Origin of the sequence: Planococcus maritimus (assembly GCF_001687625.2) — a bacterium.
Lineage (GTDB): Bacteria > Bacillota > Bacilli > Bacillales_A > Planococcaceae > Planococcus > Planococcus maritimus.
In genome coordinates this window covers 693,876-712,988 of sequence record NZ_CP016538.2, presented here as the reverse complement: position 1 = coordinate 712,988, position 19,113 = coordinate 693,876, and the positions used below count along the sequence as shown (strand labels likewise).

Sequence of the window (19,113 nt, the reverse complement as noted above, 5' to 3'; positions counted from 1 at the left end):
TCAGCCGCTTCCCTCGCTTACGCTCAGTCCAGGGTCTTCAGCTCGTGCTATTTCCGCAGGAAGCGAATCGTGCTTGGCAGGATTCGTTTGCGACGCAGCAGCGCAGCGATGTAGGAGCACCTCTTTGCTCTTCGCCACCTTCCGCTCTTTCGGATGAACTATTGAATAGATATGTAGCAAAATAGCGCAGACTCCTTGGGGAGCAGAAACGGAGGTGGCTTTCCAACTCCGTTTCGACGAAGTGCTGAAATCCATTCGGGCGTTTAGCCCGAATTAGTTCAGCGCAAGCCCCCAGGAAGCGAATTAGTGAAGCGGAGCTGAGCCAATTCGTTTGCGATGCTCGATCGCAGAGAGAGTTGAGCAAAGCTTTTCAGCTGTTTTGTGGAATATCGCTTATAAAGAAATCTAAAAAATCCATTCAACTTACACCATGACTTTCTGAAGCGGCAATTCCACTTTGACTTTGGTGCCTTCGCCTTTCACGCTTGAGATGTCTACGCCGTATTGTTCACCGTAAAGCATCTGGATGCGTTCGTGGACATTGCGGATGCCAATTCCGCTGAACAGATGGCGTTTTTCTTTGATATCTTCTTTCGTATGGTCACCTTTAATTTCCATGCCATCGCCGTTATCGACGATTTCGCACAATAAATGATCACCTTTTTGGGACACCAAGATTTGCACGAAGCCTTGTTTTTTCTCATTGAATGCATGGAAAAATGCATTTTCGATAAACGGCTGCAAAATCAGTTTCGGCAATTGGCCATCCAGGCAGTCCGGCGAAATAAAGAAATTAACTTTGATGCCATCGCCATAACGCGACTGATTGATTAGTACATAGTTTTTCAAATCCGCTATTTCCTGCTCAACGGTGATCGTCTGCTCAACATTGCTGAGGGCATTTTGCAACAGCGCGATCAGGGCATGGATCATGTCGGTCGCTTGCTCTTTTTTACCTTGTTGGATCATAAACTTAATTGACGCCAAAGTATTGTAGATAAAATGTGGGTTGATCTGATGCTGCAGCGCCATCAATTCGGCACTACGCTGTTTTTGCTGCGCCTGTATCGCCAAATCGACGTATTCTTGTAATTCATTCAACATGGAGTTAAACGCATTCGCGATTTTCTTCGCTTCGTAGCCGCCAGTTTCAGCGACCGGCACGTTGAAATCGTGCTTTGCCATGGTCGAAATTTGCTTGACTAAGCGACTGATCGAGTTGGTCATGCGCCGAGAAATGATGAATACGACAATGACCGCCAACAACACAATACCGAGACTGATGAGCATGATTTCCCTCGTATTGATAAGATTGGCCAATACCGCATCTTTGTCAACGAGGTTGACTAAATACATATTATAAGTTGGCAAGTATTGCGCCATCAGCATGTAATCTGTGCCAAACACTTCGACATCTTTGTACTCCAGCCCCTCCTCATCCACTTCTTTTGCCAAAGCCATCAATTCCGGCGCATCCTGCCCAATCATTTCTTCTTGATTGCCGGAGACAATTTTCCCTGCTGCATCGACTAGCATGACTTCGTTTTCTTCGCTCGTGTAACCTTCGTAAAATTGCTTTAGCTGTGCTTCACGAATCGGAAAATACAAGACCCCGTAAATTTCACCAGTCGATCTCTCCATCAATGTTTTTGTCGCAACAATCATTGGTTCTTCCGTAAACGAAGTAGAGGGCAAGTATTGGTACAATAGCCGGTTCGGCCGATTGATCGTATATTGAGAGATTGGGTGATTGCGCAATGCTTCCCACGATACCGGCCAGTTCGAATAATTCACATTATACAAAAGCTCATTATTGCCAAGCACAATCATATTGGCATCGTACGACTCAACGGTCCGGTAAATGCGCTCAATCTGTTCACTGATGTCGTGGTAAGAGCTGTACGTTTCCAAGGTCGTGGCGTTTGTTTGCGTCAGCACCCGTTTGATGGTGCCGTTGTTTTGCACTTCATTTGCCGCCGCTACAATCGCGAAGCTATAGTCTTCGAATTCCGTCTCAATTTGTTCCAAAGCTCTCGTGTTCGAAATACTGAAAGTGTCCATAAACAAATCGGATGACATGCGGATCGAACTGAACGTGATCAATACAGAAACGGCCACGATGCTGATGACCATGATCAAGAACATTTTGATGAATAAGCTGTTATTTCTTAAGATGCGAAAGGTTTTTTTCTTCAGTTTCATGGCCGGCTCGAAGCTCCTTTCGATAAGTGCCTGGAGACATGCCAGTAATGCGCTTGAACACTTTGCAATAATAGCTGTGCTCTGAATAGCCGACCATGCCGCTAATATTGGAGATGGACACCGTGCTGTTTGCCAATAGCTCCATCGATTTTTTGATGCGCACGCGGTTCAAGTATTCACTGAAGCCTTCTTTATGATGTGTACTGAAATACGAGGATAGATATGATGCATTGAAATGGAAATGGTTGGCGATTTCCGATAAGCGCAACGGCTCGGTGTAATGAAGTTCAATATACTCAAGAATCTTATCGAGGTTATTGAATTCATTCGCTTTGTCCCCTAAATGAATGATTTCCTTTACTTCTTTAAGAAAAGTGTCGAGCAACCCACGGACTTCATTGACATCGGCTGCTTCATTGATCGCCGAGAAATAATTGTATTTTTTCTGCTCGAGCTCTTGGGTATCGTATTTCATGGCATCTAATAGGACGACGATGTTGAAGACAATATTGCCTAAAAACGATTTAAACTCAAAGCTGTCATTATTGTAGCGCCCTGCTAAATAGTCGACATGGTTTTCCAGGTAAATAAACGCCGCATTGAATAGCCGGTCCTTGAACATCTCGATAAAATGGTTCAAATCGAAATGAGCTTGCTTTTCGTTTTCCAACGGCCATTCACTGAAGATGAACAGCTGATGTTCCGGCAAATAAAACTCATATTTCTTCATCTTCGCACAGCCTTCATCGTGCGCTTTTTTCAAGTCGGCGAGATCAGCAACTGGTTCGCACATGATCCATTTGGCATCTGACGACTCAGCTGCCTGCTTGACGGCTTGTTTAATGGATTCCAATTGAAGCGGTTCAAAATTAAATAATATCAGTGCCTCCGCGTCGCTCGAATTCAAAGCAAAAGTTGGCAGATCTTCGAGAATGGAGTGATCCAGGGCCCTTTTCACTTGGACCAGGTCGACACCGTCCCCACGGACTGCCACTAACACGAATTGGCTGTTCGGCAAAACCTCAGTTAGTTCAGGGTATTCGGAAGGCACGCGATAACCTTGAATCACATTCTCTATTAACTCTTCTGTTGTAGGCTCCGTTTGTGCGGCCATTACACAATGCTTCAATTCTGGAATTCCGCTAACTACCCGGTTTAAGATTTTTAATAGTTCAGGGCCATTCAGCTTCGGCTTCAGGATATAATCCGCCACCCCGTTCTGGAACATTGAGCGGACGTAATCGAAGTCTTCGAAACTGCTTAGTACAATAAATTCAGTATCCGGAAATTCAAGCTTTCCTTCCTTAACCAAATCAATACCGTCCATAATCGGCATCACAATATCCGTAATGACGATATGCGGTGTAAATTCTCCAATCATTTTCATCGCTTCTTTGCCATTGGAAGCTTCCCCGACAATGTGAAATCCCTCTTGTTCCCAAGCAATATAATTGATGATTCCTTGCCTGATCAACATCTCATCGTCGACAATCAACACTTTGCATACTTCTCCCACGATGTTACCCCCTTCTTCAAAAACGGCGGCACAATCAAACCCTTTCCCCGGTTCACTGTCATCGGCACACCCGTTCATCTATTTCCGCGGCAATTCTCTGAATTCTTTTTCTTGTTGATATGTTACCACCTTTTAGGCAGATTGGGATAGTTCCCAGGTTTTGTCTATATAATAGGCAAGAGTTGAATTGTGTGCTGCACAGGGACTTTTTCTGGGGCCCTGCTAGTATGGCTGCGGTTTACGCCGTTCGAATTGTGTGGTGCACAGGGACATTACACTGTAGAATAGAGCAAAACTATGTATCCATGCCCCACCCAATCTGACAAAGGAGCGTGCTGCCCCATGACAAAAGCCCAACTGAAAAACAGGATCGCCGTAGCCAATAAAGAGAAAAAAGCAGATCTCGTCATCCGCCATGCCTCGATTGTCAACGTCTTCACGAAAACTTTAACGACCGGAGATGTCGCGGTTTGTGACGGTGTGATCGTCGGCATTGGCAACTACGAAGGCATTCAGGAAGTCGATGCAAGAGGCCAATTCCTCGCACCCGGCTTGATCGACGCCCACGTCCATATCGAATCATCAATGGTAACGCCCCAGCAATTTTCACAAATCGTTTTGCCGCACGGGGTGACAACCGTCATTACCGATCCGCACGAAATTGCCAATGTCAGTGGAGTGGCAGGACTTGAATTTATGCTGAAAGATGCAGAGTCAGCCTTGCTAGACATTAAAATGATGTTGCCGTCCTGCGTCCCTGCGACGCCTTTTGAGAATGCGGGAGCCCAACTTTCCGCTGAGGATTTGCGGCCTTTTGTCGGACGCGACCAAGTGCTCGGCCTAGCGGAAGTGATGGATTTTCCGGCTGTGCTCAATGGCGACGAGGCGATGCTCGACAAACTTTTGTTAAGCAGCCAAATTGACGGTCATGCGGCCGGCCTCACCGCTAACGACATTAATGTCTACGGCACGGCCGGCATTTTGACAGATCACGAATGTGTAACAAAAGAAGAAATGGCGATGCGCCTTGAGCGCGGGCTTTACGTCATGCTGCGCGAAGGCTCGGTCGCAAAAGACTTGAACGCCCTTCTTGAAGGCGTCACCGAACAAAACGCTCACCGTTGTTTGTTTTGTACAGATGACAAGCATCTCGACGATTTAATCGACGAAGGCAGCGTCGATTACAATGTTCGGACAGCGATTCGCTACGGCATCAACCCGATCACAGCCATTTCGATGGCAACTCTTAACGCCGCTCAATGTTTCGGCTTGTCTCGAAAAGGTGCTATCGCCCCCGGCTACGATGCAGATTTCGTGCTGCTCGATCAATTGGAAGACTTTGCGATTGCTGAAGTCTATAAAGGCGGCCAATTAGCGGCGAAAGATGGCCGCTACACCGACCCCGTCCAAGAAGCGAGCGATACCTCAGCTGTCCGCGATACGGTGCGCGTGGCCGACTTATCGACAAGCGATTTGGAAATTCCGATGGGTACCCATACGAAAGCACATGTCATTGGCATCAACCCAAACAAATTGATCACTGAGCATATCATCGAAGACGTCCCTGTCGTTGACGGAAATTTTGTTTCAGACGCTGCGAGCGGCCATTTAAAAATCGCCGTCATCGAACGCCACCGGGCCACCGGCAATATCGGCCTTGGCATCGTCAAAGGGCTGGGCCTTCAAAATGGCGCCATCGCCACCACCGTTGCACACGATTCTCATAATGTAATTGTCGTCGGAACGAATGACGAAGACATGCTCCTAGCCATTGATGCCCTTCACGAGCTGCAAGGCGGGCTCGCTGTCGTCCAAAACGGCCAAATCCTGGCAAGCCTGCCGCTGCCGATTGCCGGATTGATGTCCGACGAACCGTTCCCCGCCGTCTACGACCAGCTTAAGGCAATTGATAAAAGCCTGTTGCAGATTGGCGCACCGACCCATTTCAATGCATTCCTGACCTTGTCATTCCTATCGCTGCCGGTCATCCCCCACCTAAAACTAACCGACCGCGGATTGTTCGATGTCGCGAGTTTCCGCCATATTGAAGTAGTCGTGGGGGAAGGATAGAACTTTGTGTCCCTGTGCACCGCGCAATTCAACCGTTAGCGCCCTCTCCAGAACCTTGATTTGACGGCGTTTCTGTTATGGGCGACGTTGGTTCTGTCCCTGTGCACCACACAATTCAAGACAAAAAGCAACGCAACTCCTGTATATTCGGGAGCTGTGTTGCTTTTTTTGATTGGAAATAAAAGAGAAAATTGACTTTTATTTCATTTATTTATACTATTATGACAAATGAATCGACTATCACTATAGTTAAGACGTTCCGGAGGAGAATGCTATTTGATCATCGAGCTATTCGTTATCTTTTTCATTTTATTGCCCACTTCCATCCTGCTCCATGAACTGGGGCACGCTTTGCCAATCATCCTATCAACAACATCTGGCGAGGCGAATATTTTTCTGGGCACGCCACATAAGAAGAATAAATTAGCATTTAGCATCCGCAAGATTCATTTTTACCTTGGTTGGGGATTTTCAGGGTTCTGTCTGGTTTCTAACTATAAGGATATTCCTCCCTTATCCCCCGCACAGCGACTCTTCATTGATATGGGCGGCCCTGTGTTTTCGCTAGTCGCTGGAATCATAGCTTATGGTGCATCTATTAGCAGTACAGGCAGCTTTTACTATGCCTATCCATTTGCCGCGGTCAATTTCTGTCTATTTCTGATGAGCGCGATCCCCGTTACCTACCCTGGTTTCGCCGGCGCATTGGCGGGCTATCCATCCGATGGTTTGCGCATCTATCAAAACCTCCGCGAAAGCACCAATAACAGAACGATTGACTGAGACGTATTGTGTGGCTGTCCCTGTGCACGGCACAATTCTACTCGTAGAAAATGACTGAGAATACTGGTATGACTGCATTCTTGATTTCTTTTCATTGACGCACGTCCCTGTGCATCACACAATTTGACTAAAAAAAGCATGAAGCCTTCCCTTAGAGAATAGGGGAAGGCTTCATGCTTTTTGCGTTTCAACCACGTTTAAAGTACCTATCCAATTATGGCCTTAGCTGATCAACGATTCGCTGTAAACCGGTTAGATTTCCATAGTCGAGCGTTATATTGCAGTAGCTTGAATTGTGTCTTACACAGGGACATTTTCAGTGCACATCATCTAAAAAAGCTGTCACAACAACATTCACCCCTCAATGAATTGTGTCTTGCACAGGGACATTCAATGCACCATAACCACATTCCCTTTTTTCATCCCGCTCTCCACATAACGATGCGCTTGAGCTAGCTCGGTGAGTGGATACGTGCGATCGATGACTGCCTTCATCTGTCCAGCCGCAAACAACTCCACCAAATAACGCAAATCATCGGTTTTGTAATCCGCTACCCCCACATAGACTCTGCCCGAGCCTTTTCTTTTTCCCTTAAATTTCTGCAGGACTTCGCTAAGACTCGGATTGCCGATCAAGTAAATGCCCGTCGGTTTCAATGAACCCTTAGCTTGCGCGAATGTATTTTTCCCGACGATGTCAAAAATGACATCGTAAGTTTCGCCATTCGCCGTAAAATCTTCACGCTCGTAATCAATGACCTTGTCCGTCCCGACCGATAAAAGCATGTCCAACTTTTCCTGCCGGTCGATCGCTGTCACTTCAGCGCCTTCGTGTTTCGCCAGCTGCACGGCGATCGTGCCGATGCTGCCGCCCGCTCCGATGATCAATACTTTTTGCCCCTCTTGGATATTGGCTTTCCGGAGGAAGAATAAGGCGTTCATTCCACCTGTGGGAATCGTGGCGGCCTGTTCATAATCAAGCTCGTCTGGCATGCGGACAATCGCATAGCGCTCTGGCAGACAGACATACTCAGCATTCGCGCCGAGCTTCATCCCAGTCGATCCGACTACACGATCGCCTATTTTGAAATGTTTTTGGCTCTCCCCGACCGCTTCCACCATGCCCGCGAACTCCTGTCCCAAGACTTTCATTCGCGGCTTGCGAGCACCGAATAGCAGACGCATCGGCAACCGTAGATAAGGGGGAAACGTAAAGCTGCGCATCTCACAATCCCCCGCCGTGACGGTAGATGCCAGGACTTTGATGCTGATTTCTTTGGCTTTTGGCCTCGGTTTTTCAAGTTCCTGCAGTTCCAAAGTTTCCGGGGTTCCGTAACGCGTGCAGACCATCGCTTTCATATGCCTTCTCCCCTTTTCTACAATATGCCATGTCTTTATTGCACGGTTCTCTTGCAGTGGGCAAGCCCTTGTCCATTCGATAATCAATCCGGCAATTCGGTTCTCTTCCATTTCTTACTTCTAGCTTTGCAATACTTGTTCCTGCTTTAACGCGAATTGTGTCTTGCACAGGGACGCAACCGGGCATAAACCCAGCAACACCGCCTTTTCCCTCGCGCGAATTGTGTGGTGCACAGGGACATCATGACAACAAAGGAATCCGCTCGCGGTACTTTTCCACAAGTCGCTGATTGTGGTCATCGGCGCCGTCAATGTTGCCGCTCAAAAACACGGGCGGGTCGAACCCTTGGTCGGCCATCTGTTTAATCGCCTCAGCGAAGATGGCGTTTAAAATCGTCGCTCCCACAACCGTCGAGGTCGGGCCGAACGGAACTTTTACTTTGTCGTAAGAAAGGACGGCGTCTCCGGCGACAGAATGATTGTCGATGACCAGATCGACAGCGTTGTATAAGTGGTTTCCGCTGCTGTGGCGGGAAGGCTGGCTCCGGGAATATTCCAGGGACGTCAGCCCGATCGAAAAGACACCTTTTTCACGGGCGTACATCGCTACATCGACCGGCACCGGGTTGCGTCCTGAGGTCGATAGGATGATCAGCACGTCTCCGGGACGGAAATCCTCTTCCGCTAGAAAGCTCGCGGCGTAATCAGGCTGCCGCTCTAATTGGGAGGACGTGACGGCGCCTTCGTGGAGCATCAGCGGTTCGATCAAGATCGGACGGATGGGCACCAGGCCGCCTGCGCGGAAAAACACTTCTTCCGTTAAGATATGCGAATGTCCGCAGCCGAATAAGTGGACGATGTGGCCGTGCGCGATCGCTTCAGCTATTTTCTGCGCCGCTTCAACCATATTGTCTTTTTCACTCGCTTCAATTACTTGGAGCTTTTCTTGTATTTTTTCAAAGTATGCCGTTAACATTCATTCCAGCTCCCTTGTGTATTCGAATGAATCATGTAATTCGCCATGGCTACTAGCATTAGCCCCTTTAATCGAAGGGGTTTCCAGTGGTCAACGTTGAATTTCTGAAATGAATTTATAGCGGTCTGCCCGGTAGATGCTGCGGACAACTTCAAACGGCTGCCCGTTCGTCAGATAACTGGCTCTTTCTATCAGCAAAATCGCAGATGGGACTTGGATCTGAAGCAGTTCTGCTTCTTCCGGTTTCACGAGTGCCGCTTCCATGCGCTGGCTTGCGTGGCTGATCTTTAATTGCTGCTCTTGCTCAATCAACGAATACAAAGATCCGGTGAAGGTTTCTTGACTGAGTTGTGGGAACAACTTAACTGGGAGATAGGTTTTTTCAAGCGCCATCGGCTTATCGTCTGCATAACGAATTCGTTCTACATAAAATACCTTTTCCCCGTCCTCTAATTGAAGCTCTTTGGCAATGTCCGGGCCCGGCGTAATTGTCTCGAAACGGATCAGTTTATTGCCTGGTACCATACCGCGTGACTGCATGTCCTCGGTAAAGCTGGTCATGCCAATCAGCGGCTGCTCCACTTTTGGCGAAGCAACAAATGTGCCTCTTCCTTTTTCCCGGTACAGCAATCCGTCGTTTACCAAATTGGTAATGGACTGGCGGACGGTCATGCGGCTGACATTGAAAAGCTCCGTCAATTCGCGCTCAGACGGAATGGCGGCTCCTACAGGAAACTCGCCCTGCTCCATGCGGCGCTTTAGTTCATCTTCAATTTGAATATACATCGGTACACGTGATTGCTTGTCTAACAACAGATTCACCGCCTTTCTTGTTGAACCAATTGATAAGCTTCCCGGTCGACAATCAATGTCACATTCGGATGCTTCCATAAAAACGAAGCCGGAAACGCTTCACTGATTTCTTGGTCGAGCAGGCGCTTTACCGCTTTCGCCTTTTTTTGGCCGGAAGCCAGCAAAAGGATTTTGCCGCTTTTTAAAATCGAGGCAATGCCTAAAGTAATGGCGTGCGTTGGCACTTCTTCAGCTGATGTGAAAAAACGTGCATTGTTCGCCCGCGTCGATTCTTCGAGCTTCACGCAATGGGTCAAGCTACATTCCGGAGTTCCTGGTTCATTAAAGCCGATATGCCCGTTCGTCCCCATGCCCAGTATTTGCAAATGCGGCGGCCCGATCTTGTCAAATAAGGCTTCATAGCGGCGGCATTCCGCTTCCACCGGTTGGGCGATGCCGTCAGGAAGATGGACATTTTCCAACGGGATGTCGAGCTGGTTAAATAATTTTTCACACATAAACGTATAATAACTGTTCGGATGGGTTTTGCTTAGGCCCCTGTATTCATCCAAATTGAGCGTCTGGACATTTTGATACGAAATCCCCCGCTCTTTATGCCCTTTGATCATCTGTTCATAAAGGCCAAGCGGTGTGGACCCTGTAGCCAGTCCCAATACCGCCTCATGGTTTTCAGAAATTTGCTGCTCGACCAATTGTGCGGCTGTCTTGCTCATTTCACTGTAATTATCGACTGTAATGATATTCATTGCAACTCTTCCTTTGCGTATGAAATATTTCCTCTGCAAATCGTCATTACGACATTCGCCTCTTCATCCAGAATCACCAAGTCGGCATCTTTCCCGTCTGCAATCACGCCTTTATGGTTAAGGCCGAGCTGTCTCGCGGCATTGCCGGAAGTCATCGCCGCAAGCTCTGCCCATGTGCAATTCGTGACCGCTTTGACATTCTTCACGGCCCCTTCCATCGTCAAGATGCTGCCGGCGAGCGCACCGTTTGGCAAGCGCGCATCCCGCTCACTCACTTGTACGTCCTGTCCGCCCAAATCATAAGTTCCGGGTGCGAGGCCTTTTGCCCGCATGGCGTCTGTGATGAGCAGTAAGCGGCTTGCGCCGATTTGTTCGTAGGCTAAGCGTACCGATTGCTGATGGCTGTGGACAAAATCCGCAATCAGCTCCACGGACAAAGCTCTCTCCAGAAAAGCAGCCCCGACCACGCCCGGGCTCCGGTGATGAAACGGGCTCATTTGATTATACAAATGCGTAACTTGACTCGCTCCTGCTTCTATCGCTTCTTGGACTTGCTCCAAAGTGGCGTTCGAATGTCCGATCGACGCCACGACACCGCTTGTCGACAACGCCTTGATAAACTCAATGCCCCCATCTGCTTCAGGAGCAACGGTCACTTGCTTGATACGCTTGCCACTTAACTCTTGCCATTTTTCGAATAAAGCAAGAGAAGGCGGCGTAATATGTTCTAATGGCTGCGCCCCGGCCATTTCCGGAGAAATGAACGGGCCTTCTACATGCACACCGAGCATCTCGGCTTGCTGTTCACTTGCCTGAAAAGCGCCGGCGTTTTGCAAAGCTTTCGAAATCGCCTCATCCGATTGCGTCATTGTCGTCGCCAGAAAACTAGTCGTGCCTTCTTTCGGGAGCGAACTCGCCAAGCCATTTAATGCTTCCGGTGTCGCGTCCATCGTGTCGAACCCTGAAGCACCGTGAATATGAACATCGATGAATCCCGGGAGCACTACCCAATTTTTGTCGCTTCCGTCAATCTCGATATCGGCTTTCTGGGAAAGATTCTGCCCGATGTCTTTAATTTTGCCGTCTTGTACAAAAAGATCGGCTGTCCGGTTTTCAGCTCCTGCACTGGCGATGGTGATATTGGAAATCAATACTGTTGGACTCACTTGAATCCCTCCTTAGGAAAAGCCGGGAAAATCATATGCGACCTCCCCGGCTGTTGTTTCGATTTAATTAATTTTCAAGATAGATGCCGTTCCTTGCTGCTGATAGCCGTTTTTCAACATATCCAGTTGTTGGCCCGATAAATTCGTGAAAACAACCGGCGTGATGACTGAAGGCGCATTGGCTTTCAAATAGTCCAGGTCCAGTTTCAGCAAGGCGTCTCCCCGTTGAATCAACTGCCCTTGTTCGACTAACGACTCAAATCCTTCGCCGTTCAATTTGACGGTATCCAATCCGACATGGATCAATATTTCTACCCCTGTATCGGTCTCGATGCCAAGCGCATGCTTGGTCGGGAACAAGGTGACCAGCCTGCCGTCCACCGGTGAATAAACTATATTCCCAGAAGGCTTGATCCCAAATCCTGGCCCCATCATTTCTTTTGCAAAGGCTTCGTCCGGCACTTCTGATAATGGCACGATTTCCCCTTCGATCGGCATCAGAAAATCTTCAGCCAGGATCTCTTTCTCCATTACCGGTTCACTCAGTGCATCTTCTGTGACTGGCTCTGTATTTTCTGGAGCCGGGTTGCCATCTGCCAAGCGTTTCTTCATCGCATCGCCCAAAAATTCCACGGCAGTTCCGATGACAACTTGTACATTGGTTTTGTTCACTTTCATGACACCCATTGCCCCGTGGCGTTTCAAGTCTTTTTCGTTCGTTTGCTCGGCGTCTTTTACCGTCACGCGAAGACGTGTTGTGCAATAGCCCACTGACGTCAGGTTACCGGTTCCGCCAAGTGCTTCAATCATGTGGTACGCTCTTACGTCCACTGGATCGTCTCCAGAATAGTCACTCTCGCCCTCTTCCTCTTCATCTTCACGGCCAGGAGTTTTCAAATCGAATTTCACGATCATAAAGTAAAAGATCACGAAGTAAACAATTCCGGTCACGAGTCCCATGACGAGCAGAAGGAGCGGATTCTGCGCCAATCCATAATTCAGCACATAATCGATCGCGCCCGCTGAAAAGCCAAATCCGTGATGGATATCCAGCGCATAGGCAACCATCATCGAAACGCCCGTCAGTAAAGCATGGATAACATATAATACCGGTGACAAGAACATGAATGAAAACTCAATCGGCTCTGTAATCCCTGTCAGGAAAGAAGTGAACCCGATACTGAAAAACATGCCGGCCACTGCCGCCTTGCGCTCTTTTTTCGCAGCCATATACATGGCGAGGCAAGCAGCCGGAAGCTCGAACATCATCACCGGGAAAAATCCGGAAAGGAACGGCCCGGCTGTCGGGTCGCCTTTTAGGAAGCGGTTGATTTCCCCGCGGACTACTTCGCCGTTGGCATCGGTGAACGTTCCGAAATCGAACCAAACGACCGTATTAATCACGTGATGCAAACCAGTCGGCAACAATAGACGGTTTAAGAAGCCATAAGAACCGACCCCAAACATCCCGGCATTTAAAATCCATGCCCCCGCTGCATCGATTCCGTCTTGCACCGGCGGCCATAAATAACCGAGCGCGCCTGCAAGAATCGTCATCGTCGCCGCTGTGACAATCGGCACAAACCGCCTGCCCCCAAAGAACGCGAGCCAAGTTGGCAGCTTCACGTCATAAAATTTGTTATACAGCAATCCGCCGACAATCCCCGATAGAATCCCGGCAAAAACGCCCATGTTAATGGATTCATTAATGGTGCCGATGGCTGAAGTTAACACTAAATAAGCGATGGCGCCGGCAAGTGCCGCTCCGCCATTTCCATCGTGAGCTAATCCCATGGCAATCCCGATAGCAAAAATAAGCGCCAAGTTGTCGATAATTCCGGCGCCCGCTGCTGATAGAAACGGGATCCCCAGCAAATCATCCTGCCCAAACCGCAACAATAACGCTGCAGCTGGAAGTGTCGCGATTGGAAACATCAATGATTTACCTATCTTCTGTAGAAAACCAAACATTCTTACTCCACCCCTTTATGTGTTCTTGCTTCTCACTATAAAGTGAATATGTATAGTTGTCTATACCAATTTCAAGATTAATCAAAAAAATGTATTCGCTTTCACAAAATTGTGTGGCGCACAGGGACGCACACAACTTCCCAAGCCCCGAAAACCCTCTCCCTCCGCCATTTCCGACAACTCCTCCCCAGCTGAATTGTGCCGTGCACAGGGACAAAGCTTGTCTTCCCAGGTCCATTTCCTGTATAACTTGAATTACGAGTATCATCGAAATGATGATTGAACGGAGGATATCATGGAACAGCTATTGACCATCGAAAAAGTATTGAACAACAATGTCGTGATCGCCCGCCACGAGGCCTATAAGGAAGTTGTCTTGATCGGCAACGGGCTCGGCTTTAATCGAAAAAAAGGCGATGTCATTTCGTTCGACCATGCTGACAAGACCTTCCTATTAAAAGACGAGGCGGAAAAGGAACAATACGTCAACTTGCTGCCGCATATCGATGAAAACCTGATTGCGTTTATCAACGACCAGTTATTATATATTGCCGAACAGATGGGCACGGAGTTGAATGAACACATACACGTCGCATTGACGGACCATCTGTCTTTTGCCATTAAACGCATCCAGCAGAACATGCAGTTTTCGAATTCGTTCCTGTTTGAAATCGAATCCTTGTATCCGAAAGAATACCAAGTGGCCAAAGGCGTGGTGAAAGCGTTCCAGAATCATATGGGCATCGTCTTCCCAGAAGGTGAGATTGGTTTTATCGCACTCCACATCCACAGCGCCGTAACCGATAAATCTTTGCGCGACATCAATCAGGACCATGCGCTCATTTCCCGCCTGACAGAATTAATCGAAGAAGGGCTGAAAGTCGAGTTGAGCAAAGACAATGTCAATTACCATCGCTTGATCCAGCATTTACACCGGGCAATCGACCGCATTCACCAGGGCGAATCGTTGGGGGATGAAAATAAACTCGAAGCCCTCTTGAAAGCTGAATACCCAGTGTGCTATAATCTGGCTTGGAAGCTCATTAAAGTAATGCAAAACCAATTAAAAAAGCCTGTCGACGAAGCGGAAGTGCTTTATCTAACCATTCATCTGCAGCGCTTGACTCATACAAACTAATTCATACGTGTTACTGACTCGATCAGGCATGAGTATGAAAAGGTACAACGGTTAACATTGGGGATTTCTCCCCTTTTTTACCGATGCCTTTTCCGCTCATGCCTTTTTTGTATGCTTTAGCTTCCGCGAGACACGCTTACCCTGTTTAATCCGCAACAAGTTTGACCAAAAAAGGAGGAAATTTTATGTCTAATGTATTCGGTACACTGCAAAAAGTCGGGAAAGCCCTCATGCTCCCAGTCGCACTCTTGCCCGCAGCCGGAATTTTGCTGGCATTCGGCACAAGTTTTTCACAAGACACATTTGTGGAAGCGGTACCATTTTTCGGCACACCCTGGGTCCAATCCTTGCTCTTCGTCATGGCAGAAGCCGGCGGCGTAATTTTCGCCAACTTGCCATTGCTCTTTGCAGTCGGTGTTGCAATCGGCCTCGCTGGCGGTGACGGCGTCGCGGGACTCGCCGCGATCATCGGCTATTTGATTATGAACGTTACAATGAAAGCGGTCGGTGGCATCACCCCCGAAATGGCCACTTCCGACCCGGCCTATGCCATGGTTCTCGGCATTCCGACTTTGCAGACCGGCGTATTCGGCGGGATTATCGTCGGGATACTAGCCGCGGCGATGTACAATAAATTCTTCAATATCAACTTGCCACAATTTCTCGGCTTTTTTGCCGGCAAGCGCTTTGTTCCAATCATTACCGCGTTTACCGCATTATTTCTCGGTATTGTTATGTACCTGCTTTGGCCTTTTGCACAAAGCGGCTTGAACTCTCTTTCTTATTTCATGCTTGAAACGAACCGCACACTTGCAGCATTCGTCTTCGGCGTAGTGGAACGTTCGTTGATTCCATTCGGACTGCACCACATTTTCTATTCGCCGTTCTGGTTCGAGTTTGGCTCGTACACAAATGCCGCAGGTGAAATCGTCCGCGGCGACCAACGCATTTTCTTTGAACAATTGCGTGACGGCGTTGATTTCACAGCCGGTACGTTCATGACAGGGAAATTCCCATTCATGATGTTTGGCCTTCCAGCAGCGGCACTTGCGATTTATCACACAGCACGCCCTGAACGCAAAAAAGTCGTTGGCGGCATCATGGCATCAGCTGCTTTGACTTCATTTTTGACGGGGATCACTGAACCACTTGAATTCGCATTCCTGTTTGTAGCACCTGTATTGTTCGGAATTCACGCAGTATTTGCAGGACTGTCGTTTATGATCATGCATTTACTCGATGTTAAAATCGGCATGACTTTCTCCGGTGGCTTGATCGACTTCTTGCTATTCGGCGTTATGCCAGGTAGAACAGAATGGTTCTGGGTCATCGTTGTCGGGCTGTTCTTCGCCGTCATTTACTATTTCGGCTTCCGATTCGCCATCACGAAATTCAATTTGATGACACCGGGACGTGAAGATGAAGAAGAAGACGAAGACAGCGACGCAGAAGTTGGCGAATTGCCATACGAAATCCTTCAAGCAATGGGCGGTCAGCAAAACATCACCCATTTGGATGCTTGTATCACTCGCCTGCGCGTCAGTGTAGAAGACAAAGGCGCAGTCGATAAGAAGAAATTGAAAAAACTTGGCGCTTCCGGCGTCATGGAAGTCGGCAATAACATCCAAGCGATTTTTGGACCTGTATCCGACAACTTGCGTGGGCAAATGCAAGACATCATGAATGGCAAAACGCCGCGCACGAAAGAAGATGTATCGAAGATCATGGACCAAACCAAAGACGCAGGCGATGCACCTGTACGCCTTGGCACGGTGGATTTTGGCATCCCGATCACAGGTGACATCCTGCCGATCACTGATGTACCGGATCAAGTCTTCTCTGGCAGAATGGTCGGCGACGGCTTTGCGATTAAACCAGCTGAAGGCAAAGTCTACTCGCCTGTCAATGGTGAAGTCGTCACTTTGTTCCCGACGAAACACGCAATCGGTTTGAAAGCAGACGATGGGACTGAATTATTGATCCATATCGGTATCGACACTGTCCACTTGAAAGGCGAAGGCTTCACGGCTCACGTCGAACAAGGCGACCTTGTTGAACAAGGCCAATTGTTGATGGAAATGGACCTTGATTATATCGGCAAACATGCACCGTCCATCATCACGCCGGTCGTCTTCACCAGCCTTCAAGAAGGACAAAAAGTGAACATCAAAACGTCCGGCCATGTAGCCGCGAATACGAAAGACCTGATTGAAATCACTGGCGACGAAGAAGTCTAAACACCTCTTCCCGGCTAGTCACACACCCGGATCCGTGCGAGTCACTTCGCATCGGGCCGGGTTTTCTTTTATTCATCATTAGTTTAGGAGGATGAACACGATAAAACTACTGACCTTGAATTGCCATGCTTGGCATGAAGAACGCCAGATGGAGAAAATCCGTTACCTAGCACAAGCCATTGCCGAAAAACAATACGACCTTATCGCCCTGCAGGAAGTCAACCAGTCCATCGATGAGCATCCTGCACATCTCATCAAACCGGATAATTACGCACAGGTCCTGGTTCAGGAGTTGGAGCAACTCGGCGTCACAGGCTACTCGATAGTATGGGACTTTTCCCATCTCGTGTATGGCCGTTATGAAGAAGGCTCCGTCATCTTGACGCGCCATCCGGTGATCGAGGAGCATAGCTTCTTCGTCAGCCAAAGCACCGACAAGCATTCTCCGAAAACGCGCAAGATTGTTGGCACGACGATCCAATACGCGGGTCAGCCGATAACATTTTATTCCTGCCATATGGGCTGGTGGCTCGATCCAATCGAACCGTTCCAATACCAAGCCGATCAGCTATTGGAACATATGAAGAAAGAGAGCCACACGTTCTTGCTGGGCGACTTCAATAACGACGCTTCACTCGACCAGCAAGGCTATGCGTATTTACTGGAAAACGGCCTGCACGACACCTATACTTTGGCCGAAGAAAAAGACGCTGGCATCACCGTCAAAGGCAAAATCGCCGGCTGGAGCGACAACAAGCAAGACTTGCGCATCGACTTGATCTTGTCCACCGAACCCGTCACCGTCAAATCGTCCCAAGTCATCTTCAACGGCGACAATAAGCCATTGGTGTCCGATCATTTTGGCGTGGAAGTTCAGGTGGAAATGAATTAGTGGAGAATCTGCTGAGCTATTTCATTTCCGACACCTTTACGTGAGGATCGAACCAAATAGCTAACCAAATAAAAACCGCTTTCTCCCTCCAGATATCTGGGTGGAAAAAGCGGTTTTTCGTTTGGCTATTGTTCATTAAAGCAATAACTGTGTCACTTGCCGGGAAATTTCGTGCGTATTGATCGTGGATTCCACTTGCCCGTCACGGACGCAGCGGATAAATTCATCGAGTTCGTAATACATCGTATCGAATTCGTGCGGGACGGAAATGTCTTCCGTCGTGCCGTCGCGGAATTTGATCAGCACGTGTTTCGGGTCGCTGATTTTGTCGATTTCGATGACGCCGTTTTCGCCTTGAATTTCACTCGGCAAATACGAATCCGAAATCTTCGAATACATGACGACCGCTTCACTTTCCCCGTAATCGAGAATCATACTGCCTTGGCCTTCTGCACCGGTCGACAACAGGTAGCGGTTGCGCAATACAGCATCCGGCTCCCCCGCCAAATGGACGAGCGGCGCCAATCCATAAACACCGAGATCCGTTTTCGCGCCATTGCCAAGCTCCGGCTTAAAGGCATTTTCGATGATGCCTTCTTTGTATTTATCGTAGCGGGATGAATACTGATTGTAATGGAACACATAGCGGCGAATCGGCCCGATCTTATGCAGCTCTTCTTTCAGCTTTAGGAAAGTCGGCGTCACGGTCGACTTCATTGCTTCCATATAAGTCATGCCGGTTTCCTTTGAGGCTGCAATAATCTGGTCCATCTCATCGAGCGTCGTAACAGCTGGCTTTTCGCATAAGACGTGAACGCCGTGTTGCATCGCGAGCAAACTTTGTTCGGCATGGAACGCATTCGGCGAAGCGATATAGACAGCATCAATCCCACCGTCTCGGAACATTTCCTCCATATCCGTATAAACGGCCTCGACTTGGTAGTTGTCCGCGAACGCGCGACCCGTCTCTTCTGTTCTTGAATAAATTGCACCGAGTTGAAAATCCGGATGTTGCTTCGCTGCTTTGATGAACCGGTCCGTGATCCAATTTGTGCCAATGATGCCAAATTTCATAATCCGTTCCCTCTTCTCTTTATATACTTCATTTCAAGCATAAGGCAATCGCGCCCTGATGTCACATGCTCTCATTTTATCCGTATTTCAAGATAATGAATGTCGAGATTTCCTAAGCTTTGTTGGCGATTGTCACACGCCCCTTAGTGCTCAAAACCTAATGGAGACGC

Annotated in this window: 14 protein-coding genes; 5 read left to right on the top strand and 9 right to left on the bottom strand. The window is 48.4% G+C overall.

The window, feature by feature from the left end:
* Nucleotides 1–423: 423 nt before the first annotated feature.
* Both BBI11_RS03635 and BBI11_RS03630 read right to left on the bottom strand, forming a co-directional pair.
* Nucleotides 424–2,202 carry a sensor histidine kinase gene (locus BBI11_RS03635; protein ID WP_068460719.1) on the bottom strand — a complete coding sequence of 593 codons (1,779 nt, stop codon included), beginning with the start codon at nt 2,200–2,202 and terminating at the stop codon, nt 424–426.
* Nucleotides 2,162–3,718 carry a response regulator transcription factor gene (locus tag BBI11_RS03630; protein WP_068460717.1) on the bottom strand — a complete coding sequence of 519 codons (1,557 nt, stop codon included), beginning with the start codon at nt 3,716–3,718 and terminating at the stop codon, nt 2,162–2,164. The genes BBI11_RS03635 and BBI11_RS03630 overlap by 41 nt, the downstream gene beginning before the upstream one ends.
* A 342-nt stretch (nt 3,719–4,060) precedes the next feature.
* Between BBI11_RS03630 and ade the strand changes: the two genes are divergently transcribed.
* A complete protein-coding gene (gene ade / locus BBI11_RS03625; RefSeq protein ID WP_068460716.1) occupies nt 4,061–5,788 on the top strand; it encodes an adenine deaminase in 1,728 nt (575 codons plus the stop codon).
* A 276-nt stretch (nt 5,789–6,064) separates the two neighbouring features.
* On the top strand, nt 6,065–6,571 hold the full coding sequence (locus BBI11_RS03620) for a site-2 protease family protein (RefSeq protein ID WP_068460714.1): 507 nt from the start codon (nt 6,065–6,067) through the stop codon (nt 6,569–6,571).
* Between the two features lie 390 nt (nt 6,572–6,961).
* Here the strand turns inward: BBI11_RS03620 and BBI11_RS03615 are convergent, their stop codons facing one another.
* The 6 genes from BBI11_RS03615 to nagE form a co-directional block, all read right to left on the bottom strand.
* The gene (locus BBI11_RS03615) at nt 6,962–7,930 is read right to left on the bottom strand and encodes an NAD(P)-dependent alcohol dehydrogenase (protein ID WP_068460712.1); all 969 of its coding nucleotides are present in this window, start codon (nt 7,928–7,930) and stop codon (nt 6,962–6,964) included.
* Nucleotides 7,931–8,171: 241 nt separating this feature from the next.
* A complete protein-coding gene (locus BBI11_RS03610; protein ID WP_068460710.1) occupies nt 8,172–8,906 on the bottom strand; it encodes an SIS domain-containing protein in 735 nt (244 codons plus the stop codon).
* 90 nt (nt 8,907–8,996) lie between these two features.
* The gene (locus BBI11_RS03605; protein ID WP_068460708.1) at nt 8,997–9,719 is read right to left on the bottom strand and encodes a GntR family transcriptional regulator; all 723 of its coding nucleotides are present in this window, start codon (nt 9,717–9,719) and stop codon (nt 8,997–8,999) included.
* Between the two features lie 5 nt (nt 9,720–9,724).
* On the bottom strand, nt 9,725–10,465 hold the full coding sequence (gene nagB / locus BBI11_RS03600; protein WP_068460706.1) for a glucosamine-6-phosphate deaminase: 741 nt from the start codon (nt 10,463–10,465) through the stop codon (nt 9,725–9,727).
* On the bottom strand, nt 10,462–11,631 hold the full coding sequence (gene nagA / locus BBI11_RS03595) for an N-acetylglucosamine-6-phosphate deacetylase (RefSeq protein ID WP_068460704.1): 1,170 nt from the start codon (nt 11,629–11,631) through the stop codon (nt 10,462–10,464). Before nagA ends, nagB begins: the two co-directional genes overlap by 4 nt.
* 63 nt (nt 11,632–11,694) lie before the next feature.
* Nucleotides 11,695–13,602: an N-acetylglucosamine-specific PTS transporter subunit IIBC gene (gene nagE / locus BBI11_RS03590; protein WP_068460702.1), complete on the bottom strand. Its 1,908-nt coding sequence runs from the start codon at nt 13,600–13,602 to the stop codon at nt 11,695–11,697.
* 295 nt (nt 13,603–13,897) lie between these two features.
* Here nagE and glcT point away from each other — a divergent pair, with 295 nt between their 5' ends.
* From glcT to BBI11_RS03575, 3 genes are all read left to right on the top strand, one after another.
* Nucleotides 13,898–14,740, top strand: a complete 843-nt coding sequence (glcT, locus tag BBI11_RS03585) for a glucose PTS transporter transcription antiterminator GlcT (protein WP_068460701.1) — start codon at nt 13,898–13,900, stop codon at nt 14,738–14,740.
* A gap of 185 nt (nt 14,741–14,925) precedes the next feature.
* On the top strand, nt 14,926–16,977 hold the full coding sequence (ptsG, locus tag BBI11_RS03580) for a glucose-specific PTS transporter subunit IIBC (protein ID WP_068460699.1): 2,052 nt from the start codon (nt 14,926–14,928) through the stop codon (nt 16,975–16,977).
* Nucleotides 16,978–17,077: 100 nt separating this feature from the next.
* Nucleotides 17,078–17,869 (top strand): endonuclease/exonuclease/phosphatase family protein, encoded by a 792-nt coding sequence (locus BBI11_RS03575; protein WP_068465575.1) that lies wholly within the window; start codon nt 17,078–17,080, stop codon nt 17,867–17,869.
* Nucleotides 17,870–18,004: 135 nt separating this feature from the next.
* On the opposite strand, the gene BBI11_RS03570 is transcribed toward BBI11_RS03575, so the two are convergent.
* Nucleotides 18,005–18,943, bottom strand: coding sequence for a Gfo/Idh/MocA family protein (locus BBI11_RS03570; RefSeq protein ID WP_068460697.1), 939 nt, complete (start codon nt 18,941–18,943; stop codon nt 18,005–18,007).
* Nucleotides 18,944–19,113: the final 170 nt, after the last annotated feature.

What these genes read in the sequence shown, in the direction of transcription:
- BBI11_RS03635 (WP_068460719.1), bottom strand. Translation starts at nt 2,202, where the DNA reads ATGAAACTGAAGAAAAAAACCTTTCGCATCTTAAGAAATAACAGCTTA.
- ade (WP_068460716.1), top strand. Translation starts at nt 4,061, where the DNA reads ATGACAAAAGCCCAACTGAAAAACAGGATCGCCGTAGCCAATAAAGAG.
- BBI11_RS03615 (WP_068460712.1), bottom strand. Translation starts at nt 7,930, where the DNA reads ATGAAAGCGATGGTCTGCACGCGTTACGGAACCCCGGAAACTTTGGAA.
- BBI11_RS03610 (WP_068460710.1), bottom strand. Translation starts at nt 8,906, where the DNA reads ATGTTAACGGCATACTTTGAAAAAATACAAGAAAAGCTCCAAGTAATT.
- nagB (WP_068460706.1), bottom strand. Translation starts at nt 10,465, where the DNA reads ATGAATATCATTACAGTCGATAATTACAGTGAAATGAGCAAGACAGCC.
- nagE (WP_068460702.1), bottom strand. Translation starts at nt 13,602, where the DNA reads ATGTTTGGTTTTCTACAGAAGATAGGTAAATCATTGATGTTTCCAATC.
- glcT (WP_068460701.1), top strand. Translation starts at nt 13,898, where the DNA reads ATGGAACAGCTATTGACCATCGAAAAAGTATTGAACAACAATGTCGTG.
- ptsG (WP_068460699.1), top strand. Translation starts at nt 14,926, where the DNA reads ATGTCTAATGTATTCGGTACACTGCAAAAAGTCGGGAAAGCCCTCATG.
- BBI11_RS03570 (WP_068460697.1), bottom strand. Translation starts at nt 18,943, where the DNA reads ATGAAATTTGGCATCATTGGCACAAATTGGATCACGGACCGGTTCATC.